This is a genomic window from Janthinobacterium sp. 35 (genome assembly GCF_002754575.1).
In the GTDB taxonomy this organism is placed as follows: Bacteria; Pseudomonadota; Gammaproteobacteria; order Burkholderiales; family Burkholderiaceae_D; genus Janthinobacterium; species Janthinobacterium tructae.
Genome location: NZ_PEFN01000001.1, coordinates 4,751,967 through 4,765,069 on the forward strand (window position 1 = coordinate 4,751,967; position 13,103 = coordinate 4,765,069).

Sequence of the window (13,103 nt, forward strand, 5' to 3'; positions counted from 1 at the left end):
ACCACCACATTACTTCAGCTGCTCGTGCAGGAAGGTGTAGGTCAGCGCCCACATCAGCGCCTGCTGGTCGTTGTTGGCGGCGCCCGCATGGCCGCCTTCCGTGTTTTCCCAGTACAGCACGTCGTGGCCTTGCTCTTCCATCTTCGCCACCATCTTGCGCGCATGGCCAGGGTGGACCCGGTCGTCGCGCGTCGAGGTGGTCAACAGCACGCGCGGATACTTTTTGTCCTTGAAGACGTTCTGGTACGGCGAGTACTTGCTGATGTAAGCCCATTGTTCCGCCACGTCCGGGTCGCCGTACTCTCCCATCCACGAGGCGCCCGCCAGCAGCTTGTTATAGCGGCGCATGTCGAGCAGCGGCACCTGGCTGACGACGGCGTTGAACAGGTCGGGACGCTGCACCAGCACGGCGCCCGTCAGCAGGCCGCCATTGCTGCCGCCCATGATGCCCAGGTGGCGCGGACTGGTGACCTTGCGCTTGATCAGGTCTTGCGCCACGGAGATGAAGTCGTCATATGCGCGCTGGCGGTTTTCCTTCAATGCCGCCTGGTGCCAGCGGGGGCCGAATTCGCCGCCGCCGCGGATATTGGCCAGCACATACACGCCGCCCTTTTCCAGCCACGCCACGCCGGTGGTGCCGCTGTAGCTGGGTTTGAGCGACACTTCGAAGCCGCCGTAGCCATACAGTACGGTGGGGTTGCGGCCGTCGAACTTCGTCTTCTTGTTCATGATGGCGAAATACGGCACCCTGGTGCCATCCTTCGACGTCGATTCGAACTGCTCCACCTTGTACGGCGCCGCGTCGTAGTAGGCGGGCAGCGATTTGATTTTCGTGCGCTTGTCGCTTTGCGCCGTGGCCAGGTACAGGGTGGTCGGGTTGAGGAAGTCCGTCACCGTCAGGAAGTACCGGTCCGAGTCGACGGGATCGAGCGCGCTGACGGCCAGGGTGCCCAGCTTCGGCGCGTCGACGGCGCGGCGCTGCCACTTGCCGTTCACGTGGCGCAGTTCCGTCAGGCGGTTCTTGACCTTGTCCAGAGTCGTCACGAGGATGGCTGACCTGGTCGGTGTGACATTGTCCAGCGACGACGTGGCCGTGGGCGCGTACAGCACTTCCAGCTCCTGCTTGCCCTGCATGAAGGCCTTGAAGTCGGTCGCCAGCAATGAGCCTTGCAGGTAGGTCTTGCCGTTCACTTTCCAGTCCGAACGCAGGGTGATGATCAATTGGTCGCGCACGGTGAAGGCCGTCGCGTCGTCCGGCTTCGGCACTTTCTTCAACTCGGCGCCGTCGCGCAGGAACATTTCGCCGCTGTAGAAATCGATTTGCCGTTCGATGAACTGGTGTTCGTAGCCGGGCGTGAAGTCCTTGTAGGCGCCGGCGCTCAGGTCGTCGGCCTTGGCTTCATACAGCGTGTGTGCCTGCGCCAGCGGCGTGCCGCGCTGCCACTCTTTGATGATGCGCGGGTAGCCGGAGCTGGTCATCGTGCCGGGGCCGAAATCGGTGGAGACGAACAGGGTGTCCTGGTCGATCCAGGTGGCGCTGCCCTTCGCTTCGGGCAGGGTAAAACCGCCGTCGACAAAGGCGCGTTTGGCCACGTCATATTCACGCACCACCTTGGCGTCGCCGCCGCCGCGCGACAGGGAAATGAGGCAGCGTTCGCCCTTTGGATACAGGCAGGACGCGCCGCCCCAGACCCAGTTTTCATGCTCGCCGGCGGCCAGCTGGTCGAGGTCGATCACGGTTTCCCAGGCCGGCTCGGCCAGCTGGTACTGCGCCAGCGTGGTGCGGCGCCAGATGCCGCGCACATGCTGGGCGTCGCGCCAGAAATTGTAGTAATACTCGCCTTCCTTGCTGACGTAGGGAATGCGTTCCTTCGAGTTGAGGATGGTTTTCAGGCGCGCCTGCAGGGCGGAGAAGCCGGGCCGGGCTTCCAGCTCTTTGGTGGTGACGGCATTGTGTTGTTTGACCCAGGCCAGCGGCTTGTCGCCGAGGACGTCTTCCAGCCACAGGTGGGGATCGGCCGGAGCAGTGGCAGCGGCGGGCGTGGGTGCTTGTGCATGGGCGATGCCCGCTGCGGCCAGGCCGAGCAGCATGCTGCCGGCGAGATTGCGATATGACGACATGTAGGGTTCCTGGTTGGTCCGATGGAGGCCGCGTTGCAGGCAAAACGGCGCAGCCATGGTGCCATGGATTGCTGTGGGGAACCAGTGTCTATGGACGGCTACTTAAAAAAATAGTTACTTTTCAAATATTGTTTGCTGGAATGGAAGCACGCCGCAGAATCTGCGGTGCTATACAGGCGAGGCGGCCTCCTCAAGGCAACTGATTGACCCACACGGGCGCCGACCAGACGATATTGCCGTCATCCTGCGTCAGGCGCGCGTAATAGAAATGGGGGCCGGGCGCGGGCGTGAGGGTGGTCTCGGCCTGGTCCGATATGGCGGTGACGGAGCCGTTGCCGCCCGGTACACCGTGCAAGATGGCGATGGCCGCCGCTTGCCGCCCGGCGCTGTTGCTGAAATGGGTGGCCAGCTGCAAGGGGCCGTGGTTGTCGAAACGCTCGCCCATCAGCCTGCCATTCGCTGTGAACAGCAGCTGCGCGTGCTTGTCCATGGTGGCAAACACGCGGCGCGCGCGCAGCGCGTCGAGGAAGCTGTCGCGGGAAACGGGCATGCCGGCGGCCGGGCTGGCCACCAGCACGGCCGTGCGGTTGCCGTACGACGCGCCCCAGTTGGCGCAGTGGTTGTCCTGGTTGCTGCTGAAGACCACGTGGTAGCCGGCTGCCAGGGCCCGGTTGCAAGCCGCTTCGTAGTTGCTGCGCCGCGTCTCCGTTTCCTTGTCGTTGGTGGAAAAGGCGGACGTGTTCATCACTTCGCACAGCACCATGGCCGCGTCGCCATCTTGTGTGTAGCCCAGCGGCTGGCCGTTGACGAGAAACTGGCCCGTTTGCGCCGGGTGGTTGAACTGGCCCAGCCAGCCCCGTTCGCGCATCAGCGCATACAGGGCTGCGTAGTCGCTTTTCGGCGTTTCCACATCGGCCAGCAATTCGCCGCCGGCATTTCTTTCCCAGCCCAGCAACTGCTCGCTATTGACAATGTTCACATGGCCGCCCTTGTTGATGACGCCCCATTCCATGCCGTACAGTGCCAGGAAGCCCGGGTGGGCAGCCGTGTAGGCGGCCGCTTCGGCCAGCCCCGTCTGGTACAGGGCCTTGGCTTCTGCCGGCAGGGCGGCGGCGTTGGTGCCGTCCGAGCCGTCATACATATGGTTGTGCTCGGATGTCAGCAAGGCGTCCAGGCCGTGATCTTGCGCATACTTGTACGCATCGATGGGGCCGAAGGGCGCCGTTTGCGGTTCCTGCGCGCCACGGCAGGCGTCGAGCGCCGCGCCGCCGTCGCTGTGGCGCGTCTGGCTGTGCAGGTTGGCGTAGACGATGCGGTAGGCGGGCTGCCCATCCAGGCTGGACAGGTGTTGCAGGCCGGCCTGGAAGGCGGGCACTCGGGGCGCCGTGCTGGTGCCCCGCTGCACCTGGATGTGCCATTGCTGCTCTACCTGCGCCTCTTGCGGCGTGCCCGCATCGGCTACGGCCAGCAGGCGCAACTGGTACAAGCCATCGGGCGCCAGCATGCGCCGCTCGCGCGCACCGGCGTCGACGCGGCCATCCCAGGGCAGGGTTATGCTCTGGCCGTCGGCGCCCACCTGTTGCGTGCCTGACCAGCGCCGCAGCACGGCCCCTTGCGGTCCGGGGCCGGACAAGGTCAGTGTCCAGTGCACGGCGTGCGTGCGGCCTGCGTCCGGGTAAGTGAGGCGCACGATAAATGTACGTGACTGCGAGGTACGCGCCTGCGTTGTCCGCGCAGCGGCTGCGGCGCGGAAGGGCGCAACGACGGTGGCATCGAGTTCGCTGTGTTCCTTCGGTTCTTGCGCTGCGGCGGTGTTGCTCCACGTAATGAGCAGCACGCCGGCGCACGCGCAAGCCAGCCACGGTGGCCGCCAGCGGCGCAGTATCTTGAGCATCATGGCCTCCTGCGACTACTTCGAATGGTATTTAGACAAAAGTTGCCACTTGCTGGTTCCCGCATGCACCAGCAAGTGGCGTGCTTGCACCGTGATTGGCCATGATCTGGCGCAAACCTCGTATCGGTAAGGCTATTTGCCCGTGCGGCAAGCTGGCACGGCGCTTGCTAAACAGAAGGTACGGATCAACGGCGATCCCCTGAATAAACGCACAACGGTCCAACGACGGACCACCTGGACAACGGCGTCCGCTCTGGCTGATTTTTTTTCATCGGCGGGGGCGGGCGCCGTTTTTGTTTGCATTTTTGTTATTTTCGGGATACTTCGGGAACCTATCATGGCCAGCCAAAAAGCAACGCGCATCGCGCTCTTCTCCCTCGCCACGCCGCCCATGCGGGCATTCCACCTGACGTGGATGGCATTTTTCGTGTGTTTCTTCGCCTGGTTCGCCTGTGCACCGCTGATGCCGGTTATCAAGGGCGAGTTCGGCCTTTCCCTGGCGCAAGTGGCGAATATCAATATCGCGGCCGTCGCCATCACCATCCTCGTGCGCCTGATCGTCGGACCCTTGTGCGACCGCTACGGCCCGCGCAAGACGTACACGGGCTTGCTGCTGCTGGGCGCCATTCCCGTACTGGGCGTGGCCGCCTCGCAAAGCTATGAAAGCTTTCTGTTCTTTCGCCTGGGCATCGGCGCCGTCGGCGCCAGCTTTGTCATCACGCAATATCACACCTCCGTGATGTTCGCGCCCCGCGTGGTGGGCACGGCGAATGCGGCCGCCGCCGGCTGGGGCAATGCGGGCGGCGGGGCGGCGCAGGCGCTGATGCCCTTGCTGCTCGGTGCCGTGCTGATGCTGGGCGTGTCCGAATCGCTGGGCTGGCGCATCGCCCTGCTGGTGCCGGGCGTGCTGATGCTGGTGATGGCCGTGTTGTACTGGCGCTATACGCAGGATTGCCCTGAAGGCAATTACTCGGACTTGCGCGCCGCTGGCACCGCCATCGAAGGGGGCAAAGGTGGTGGCAAAAGCGGTGGCTGGGCCAGCTTCAAGGCAGCCAGTTCCAACTACCGCGTCTGGCTGCTGTTCGTCACCTACGGCGCCTGCTTCGGCATCGAGATTTTCATCCACAACATCGCCGCCGTGTATTACGTCGACCATTTCGGCCTGTCTTTGAAATCCGCCGGCCTGGCAGCCGGCAGCTTCGGCTTGCTGGCCCTGTTTGCCCGCGCCCTGGGTGGCTGGATGTCCGACAAACTGGCCTTGCGCGGCAATCTGAACAGCCGCGTGACCCTGCTGTTCATGCTGATGATCGGCGAAGGCGTGGGCTTGCTGTGGTTTGCCAAGGTCGACAGCGTCACGTACGCCGTCATCGCCATGCTGGTCTTCGGCCTGTTCACCCACATGGCGTGCGGCGCCACCTACGCGCTGGTGCCCTTCATCGACAGCAAGGCGCTCGGCGGCGTGGCCGGCATCATCGGCGCGGGCGGCAACGTGGGCGCCGTGGCGGCCGGTTTCCTGATGAAGGGTACGGGCGACATCCGCCAGACCCTGATCATCTTGAGCGCGCTGGTGGTGATCTCGGCCCTGTGCGCCATCGCCGCCCGTTTTACGGGGCTGGCGGCCGAACCGAACATGGCCGCGGCCTGAGGAGAGCAGAATGAACCATCCCGTGAAGATCGTCGTCCTCGGCCATGGCATGGTCGGGCACAAATTCCTCGAACGCCTGGCCCTGGAAAACGCGCCGCACTTGTGCGTCACGGTCTTGTGCGAAGAACCGCGTCCCGCCTACGACCGCGTGCACCTGTCCGAATTTTTCAACGGCAAATCGGCCGAGGATCTGTCGCTAGTGGCGCCCGGCTTCTTCGACAAGGGCAACGTCGTCCTGAAACTCAATGCGCGGGCCGTGTCCATCGACCGCGTGGCGAAAACCGTCACTGCCAGCACGGGCGAAGTGCTGGCCTACGACAAGCTGGTGTTCGCCACGGGTTCCACGCCGTTCGTGCCGCCGCTGCCGGGCAAGGAGCGCGATGGCTGCTTTGTCTACCGCACCATCGAAGACCTGGAAGCCATGCTGGCCTGGGGCGCCAAGTCCACCACGGGCGTGGTGATCGGCGGCGGGCTGCTGGGCCTCGAATGCGCGAAAGCCTTGCGTGATTTGAAGCTCGACACCCACGTGGTGGAGTTCGCGCCGCGCCTGATGGCCGTGCAAGTCGATGAAGGTGGCGCGCGCGTCCTGCGCCGCAAGATCGAGGAACTGGGCGTGACCGTGCACACGCAAAAGAACACCCTGGCCATCGTCGACGGCGAAGCGGCCACGCACCGCATGCAGTTTGCCGATGGCAGCCACCTGGAAGCGGACATGATCGTCTTCTCGGCCGGCATCCGTCCGCGCGACGAACTGGCGCGCGCCTGCGGCCTGGACGTGGGGCCGCGCGGCGGCATCGCCATCGACGACCGTTGCGTCACCTCCGACCCCGATATTTATGCGATCGGCGAATGCGCGCTGTGGGGCGGCCTGGTCTTCGGCCTGGTGGCGCCCGGCTATGAAATGGCGCGCATCGCGGCGCGCCATGTGCTGGAAGAGGAGGGCGAAGCGTCGTTCAAGGGTGCCGACATGAGCACCAAGTTGAAACTCATGGGCGTGGACGTGGCCAGCCTGGGCGACCCGCACGGCAATGCACCGGGTAGCCGCTCCTACCAGTTCATGGATGAGCGCAAGCAGATCTACAAGAAGATCGTCGTCTCCGATTGCGGCAAATACCTGCTGGGCGGCGTGATGGTGGGCGACGCCAGCGAATACGGCACGCTCTTGCAGATGATGCTCAATAAAATCGAGCTGCCTGCATCCCCCGAATTCCTGATCCTGCCGCAGGCCGATGGCCAGCAAAAGGTGGGACTGGGCGTGGATGCCTTGCCCGAGTCGGCGCAAATCTGCTCGTGCAACGACGTGTCGAAAGGCGCGCTGTGCGCGGCCGTGGCCGAGGGCGCGACGACGATAGGCGCGCTCAAAAGCTGCACCAAGGCGGGCACCGCCTGCGGCGGCTGCGTGCCCTTGGTGACGCAGATCATGAAGGCGGAAATGCAGAAGCAGGGCCTGATGGTGAACAACCACGTGTGCGAGCACTTTGCCTACTCGCGCCAGGAATTGCACCACCTGGTCCGCGTGGGCAAGCTCCGCAGCTTCGGCGAACTCTTGGAAGCGCATGGCCACGGTCTCGGTTGCGACGTGTGCAAGCCCGTGGCGGCAAATATCCTGGCCTCGTGCTGGAACGATTTCGTGCTGTCTCCCGTGCACGCCAGCCTGCAGGACAGTAACGATTATTTCCTCGGCAATATCCAGAAGGATGGCACATATTCAGTCGTGCCGCGCATGCCGGGCGGCGAAGTGACGGCCGACGGCTTGATCGCCGTGGGCATGGTGGCGAAAAAATATGGTCTCTATACGAAGATCACGGGCGGCCAGCGGGTCGACCTGTTCGGCGCAAGAGTCGACCAGTTGCCGGCCATCTGGGAAGAGCTGATCGCGGCCGGCTTCGAGTCGGGCCACGCCTACGGCAAATCCTTGCGAACGGTGAAATCATGCGTCGGTTCCACCTGGTGCCGCTATGGCGTGGCCGACAGCGTGGGCTTTGCGATCCAGCTGGAAAACCGCTACAAGGGCTTGCGCACCCCGCACAAGATCAAGTTCGGCGTCTCCGGCTGCACGCGCGAATGCGCCGAGGCGCAGGGCAAGGACATCGGCCTGATCGCCACAGAAAAGGGCTGGAATCTGTACGTGTGCGGCAATGGCGGCATGAAGCCGCGCCACGCGGAACTGATCGCGTCCGATCTCGATGAAGCGACCCTGGTGCGCTACGTCGACCGCTTCCTGATGTTTTACGTGCGCACGGCCGACCGCCTGCAGCGCACCAGCGTGTGGCGCGACAATCTGGAAGGGGGCCTCGATTACCTGAAAGCCGTCGTCGTGGCCGACCGCCTGGGCATCGCCCACGAGCTGGAAGCGGACATGCAGCACGTGGTCGACACCTATGCCTGCGAATGGAAAGCAGCCGTCACCGACCCCGCCGTGCGCCAGCGCTTCCGCCACTTCGTCAACAGCGAGAAGAACGATGAAAACGTGGTGTTCGTCGAAGAGCGGGGCCAGATCCGGCCCGCCACGCCGAGTGAACGCCGCAGCAGCGTGATCCCCATCCTTGCCGTGGAGGCTTGAGCCATGAATGCGATGAATGAACTGTCCGGCGCCAGCGCCGACAACTGGGTGGCTATCTGCCCCTTGACCGACATCGTGCCCGACACGGGCGTGTGCGCATTGTTGAACGGGCGCCACGTGGCCGTGTTCCGCATCGGCGATGCCGCGCCGCGCGTGTACGCGATCGACAATGTCGACCCGAACGCGGGCGCTTCCGTGCTCTCGCGGGGCCTGGTGGGCAGCATCGGCGAGCGCGTCGTCGTCGCCTCGCCCATCTACAAGCAGCACTTTGACCTGGCCAGCGGCGAGTGCCTGGAAGCGCCCGAGCATTCGGTGGCTACCTGGCCGGCGCGCGTGTTCGGCGGCATGGTATGGGTGGCCCTGTGAACACCGCCGCACGGCCGTCTTTAGTTGTTGTTGGCAACGGCATGGCCGGCATGCGCACGGTCGAGGAGTTGCTGAAACTGGCCCCCGACCTGTACGACATCACCGTGTTCGGCGCCGAACCGCATGGTAATTACAACCGCATTTTGCTGTCGCCCGTGCTGGCCGGTGAAAAGACGGTGGACGACATCATGCTGCACACGCGCCACTGGTATGCGCAAAATGGCATCACCCTGCACGCGGGCGACCCCGTGGTGCGCATCGACCGCCAGGCGCGCACCGTGCAATCACTGTCCGGGATCGAGGTGCGCTACGACCGCTTGCTGCTGGCCACCGGCTCGACGCCGTTCATCGTGCCTGTGCCCGGGCATGACCTGCCCGGCGTGATCGGTTTTCGCGACATCAGCGACGTCGACACCATGCTGCAGGCGGCGCGCACGCACCGCCACGCAGTGGTCATCGGCGGCGGCTTGCTGGGACTGGAAGCGGCCAACGGCTTGCAGCGCCAGGGTATGGATGTGACGGTGGTGCACATGAGCGGTGCCCTGATGAACCAGCAGCTCGATGCACCCGCATCGATGCTGCTGAAAACGGCGCTGGAAGCGCGCGGCCTGCGGTTTTTGATGCAGGCGCAAACGGCGGAAATTCTCGGCACCGACCGGGTGCAGGCAGTTCGCTTTGCCGATGGTACGTCGATCCCGGCCGACCTGGTGGTGATGACGGCCGGCGTGCGCCCCAACATCGCGCTGGCGCAAGCGGCCGGCCTGCACTGCGAGCGGGCCATCGTCGTCGATGACTGCCTGCAAAGCTATGACCCGCGCGTGTACGCGGTGGGCGAATGCGTGCAGCACCGGCGCGCCACCTTCGGCCTGGTCGCGCCCATCTGGGAACAGGCGCGCGTGTGCGGCGCGCACCTGGCCGGCGCGGGACACCGGCGCTACGTGCAGCAGGCCAGCGCCACCAAATTGAAAGTGACGGGCATCGACCTGTACTCGGCCGGCGACATCATCGGCGGCGAAGGCAGCGAAGACCTGGTGCTGCGCGATCCGCGCCGCGGTGTCTACAAGCGCCTGGTGGTGCAGGGCAGCCGCCTGGTGGGCGCCGTGCTGTATGGCGAGGTGCAGGACGGTCCCTGGTATTTCGACCTGATCCAGCAGCGCCGCGACATCAGCGCGCTGCGTTCCCATTTATTGTTTGGCCAGGCCCTGTGCGGCCAGGCTGCCTGACAGGACATCTCATGACAAGCTGCACGCCCGTAAAAACCACTTGCCCGTACTGCGGCGTCGGCTGCGGCGTGGAAGCGACACGCCTGCCCGACGGCGCCATCCGCATCGCCGGCGATAGCGGCCACCCGGCCAACCTGGGCAAGCTGTGCGTGAAAGGCTCGGCGCTGGGCGACACCCTGGATCTGGACAAGCGTTTGCTGCAGCCGCAGGTGCGCGTCGATGGTGCGTTGCAGCCGGCTTCATGGGACGTGGCGCTGGACAAAGTGGCCGGCGGCTTGCGCGCCATCATCGATGCACACGGCCCCGACGCCGTGGCCCTGTATGTCTCGGGCCAGCTGCTGACGGAAGATTATTATGTGGCCAACAAGTTCATGAAGGGCTATGTGGGCAGCGCGAATATCGACACCAATTCGCGCCTGTGCATGTCGTCGGCCGTGGCGGGACACAAGCGCGCGTTCGGCGAGGATATCGTGCCGGGCTGCTATGAAGACATGGAACTGGCTGACATGGTGGTGCTGGTGGGGTCGAACACGGCCTGGTGCCATCCGATCCTGTTTCAGCGCATCGCCCGCATCAAGGAAGGCCGGCCGGAGATGAAACTGGTGGTGATCGACCCGCGCCGCACGGCCACCTGCGAGCTGGCCGATGTCCATTTGCCCGTGAAGCCGGGCACCGACGTGTGGCTGTTCAACGGCTTGCTGTGCTATCTGGCGCAGGCAGGCGTGATCGACGATGCGTTCGTCACGCAGCACAGCTCCGGACTCGACGCAGCGCTGGCTGCGGCGCATGTTGACTGTTCAGATCCTGTGCAGGTGGCGAAAATCTGCAAGGTCGACCCGCAAGCCTTGCTGGCGTTTTACCAGGCGTTTGCCGCTACGCGCAAGGTCGTCACGGCGTTTTCGCAGGGCGTGAACCAGTCTTCCTCCGGCACGGACAAGGTCAACAGCATCATCAACTGCCACCTGGCGACGGGGCGCATCGGCCAGCCCGGCATGGGGCCGTTTTCGCTGACGGGCCAGCCGAACGCCATGGGCGGGCGTGAAGTGGGCGGCCTGGCCAATATGCTGGCGGCGCACCTGGAACTCGATAATCCCCTGCACCGCGACACGGTGCAGACGTTCTGGGACTCGCCGCGCATCGCGCACAAACCGGGCTTGAAAGCCGTGGAACTGTTCCACGCGATCGAAGCGGGCAAGGTCAAAGCCGTGTGGATCATCGCCACCAATCCCCTGGTCAGCATGCCGGACGCGGACCAGGTGCGCCGCGCGCTGGCCAAGTGCGAACTGGTGGTGGTGTCGGACATCAGCGCCGGGTCGGATACGAATGCGCATGCCGACGTGCTGCTGCCCGCGCTGGGCTGGGGCGAGAAGGATGGCACGGTGACCAATTCCGAGCGCCGCATCTCGCGCCAGCGGGCGTTTTTGCCGGCGCCCGGCGCGGCGCGCGCCGACTGGCAGGTGCTGTGCGAGGTAGCCACGCGCATGGGCTATGCGGGCTTTGATTTCACCTCGCCGCAGGCCATCTTCGACGAGCACGCGCGCCTGTCCACCTTCCGCAACGGGGCAGAAACGGCGCGCCTGTTCAACCTGGCGGGCCTCGACAAGCTGGATGCGGCGCAATACGATGCGCTGGCGCCGCAGCAGTGGCCGCAGGGCCAGGCGCGTTTGTTTGGCGACGGCCGCTTCGCGCATGCGGATGGGCGCGCGCGCTTCGTGCCCACGCCGCCGCGCGCACCGCGCAATGCGCCCGACGCAGAGTATCCGCTGATCCTCAACACGGGAAGGGTGCGCGACCAGTGGCATACCATGACGCGCACGGGCAAGGCGGCGAAATTGTCCGCTCACGTCGCCGAGGCGTTCATCGACCTCCACCCGCAGGATGCGCTGTTGTACAGCGTGCGCGAAGGCGAGCTGGCGCGCATTTCCAGCGCCTGGGGCGCGATGGTGGCGAGGGTCGTGCACGGCGGCGGCATCGCGCGCGGCCAGGTTTTCGTGCCGATCCACTGGAGCGACGCGAATGCCTCCGATGCGCGCGTGGGCGCCGTCGTCAACCCGGTCGTCGATCCCGTCTCGGGTGAACCCGAATTCAAGCACACGCCCGTGCGCATCGAGCAGTTCCGCGTGCACTGGCATGCTTTCGTGTTGAGCCGCACGCCCTTGAAGCTGGACGGCGTGGCGCACTGGACGCGCATCCAGGGCGAGCAATTCCTGCGCTACGAGCTGGCCGGGCGCCAGCGCATTGAAGACCTGGGCGCCTGGGCGCGCGCGCTGCTCGGCGTCACGGACGACAAGGCCGACTGGCTCGATTATGCGGACGCCAGCGCCGGCGTGTACCGCGCCGTGCACCTGGACGAAGGGCGCATCGCGCAATGCGTGTATGTCTCGCCCCGTCCCGACCTGCCATCGCGCAGCTGGCTGGCGGGCCTGTTTGCACACGCGCAAATGGATGCGGCGGACCGCGCCGGCGTGCTGCTGGGCCAGCCCATCGGCAAGGGTGTCGACGCCGGGCCCACCGTGTGCTCGTGCTTTGGTGTCGGGCGCAACACCATTTGCGCCGCCATCCAGGAGCAAAAGCTGACGACGACGGCGCAGGTGACGGCTTGCGTCAAGGCGGGCGGTAATTGCGGTTCCTGCGTGCCGGAGATACGACAGTTGCTGCTTGCCGCGCGCAGCGCGGCCTGAAAATCTGTCCTTTCCGGCACGGCTTTGTTATATTGCCAGCTCTGTAACAGAGAGGCAGTGTGATGACAGCAGCACAACACCCCACGGTCTGGCTGACGGGCTTGAGCGGCGCCGGCAAGACCAGCATCGCGCTGGCGCTGGCGCAAGCGCTGAAGGCGCAGGGCCGCGCCGTGGCGCTGCTCGACGGCGACCAGCTGCGCCATGGCCTGAACCGCGACCTCGGTTTTACGCCGCAAGACCGGCATGAAAACATCCGCCGCACGGCCGAAGTGGCGCGCCTGATGAACGCGGCGGGATTGACCGTCATCGCCGCCTTCATTTCGCCGTACCGCGCCGACCGGGCCATGGCGGCCGACATCGTCGGCGCGGCGCATTTCATCGAGGTCCACGTCAGCACACCGCTGGCCGTGTGCGAGGCGCGCGATCCGAAAGGCCTGTACGCAAAGGCGCGCGCGGGGCAGCTTGCGCAATTCACGGGCGTTTCCGCTCCCTACGAAGCGCCGCTGTCGCCCGCGCTGACCCTGGACACGGGCACGCTGGCGCTGGACGAGTCGGTCGAGCGCCTGTGCCACTACCTTCAGCAGCGTACGTGACGAACTGGCGAAAACGA

8 protein-coding genes are annotated in these 13,103 nt (G+C 65.1%); 6 read left to right on the forward strand and 2 right to left on the reverse strand.

The annotated features are described in order from the left end of the window. Positions 1-9 precede the first annotated feature (9 nt). Both CLU93_RS21225 and CLU93_RS21230 read right to left on the reverse strand, forming a co-directional pair. Positions 10-2,121, reverse strand: a complete 2,112-nt coding sequence (locus CLU93_RS21225; RefSeq protein ID WP_099763185.1) for a prolyl oligopeptidase family serine peptidase — start codon at positions 2,119-2,121, stop codon at positions 10-12. Between the two features lie 190 nt (positions 2,122-2,311). Then, positions 2,312-4,018 carry a CehA/McbA family metallohydrolase gene (locus CLU93_RS21230; RefSeq protein ID WP_257225041.1) on the reverse strand — a complete coding sequence of 569 codons (1,707 nt, stop codon included), beginning with the start codon at positions 4,016-4,018 and terminating at the stop codon, positions 2,312-2,314. A 334-nt stretch (positions 4,019-4,352) separates the two neighbouring features. Between CLU93_RS21230 and CLU93_RS21235 the strand changes: the two genes are divergently transcribed. The 6 genes from CLU93_RS21235 to cysC all read left to right on the forward strand — a co-directional run bounded on the left by CLU93_RS21235 (position 4,353) and on the right by cysC (position 13,086). After that, on the forward strand, positions 4,353-5,660 hold the full coding sequence (locus tag CLU93_RS21235) for an MFS transporter (RefSeq protein WP_096236307.1): 1,308 nt from the start codon (positions 4,353-4,355) through the stop codon (positions 5,658-5,660). Positions 5,661-5,670: 10 nt separating this feature from the next. Further along, entirely contained in the window at positions 5,671-8,223 is a 2,553-nt protein-coding gene (nirB, locus tag CLU93_RS21240) for a nitrite reductase large subunit NirB (protein WP_099763187.1), read from the forward strand. A 12-nt stretch (positions 8,224-8,235) separates the two neighbouring features. Then, entirely contained in the window at positions 8,236-8,589 is a 354-nt protein-coding gene (gene nirD / locus CLU93_RS21245; protein WP_165829607.1) for a nitrite reductase small subunit NirD, read from the forward strand. Then, a complete protein-coding gene (locus CLU93_RS21250; protein WP_099763188.1) occupies positions 8,574-9,812 on the forward strand; it encodes an NAD(P)/FAD-dependent oxidoreductase in 1,239 nt (412 codons plus the stop codon). The genes nirD and CLU93_RS21250 overlap by 16 nt, the downstream gene beginning before the upstream one ends. An 11-nt stretch (positions 9,813-9,823) precedes the next feature. Beyond that, positions 9,824-12,493, forward strand: a complete 2,670-nt coding sequence (locus CLU93_RS21255) for a nitrate reductase (protein WP_099763189.1) — start codon at positions 9,824-9,826, stop codon at positions 12,491-12,493. Positions 12,494-12,555: 62 nt separating this feature from the next. Beyond that, entirely contained in the window at positions 12,556-13,086 is a 531-nt protein-coding gene (gene cysC / locus CLU93_RS21260; RefSeq protein ID WP_099763190.1) for an adenylyl-sulfate kinase, read from the forward strand. Positions 13,087-13,103 lie beyond the last annotated feature (17 nt).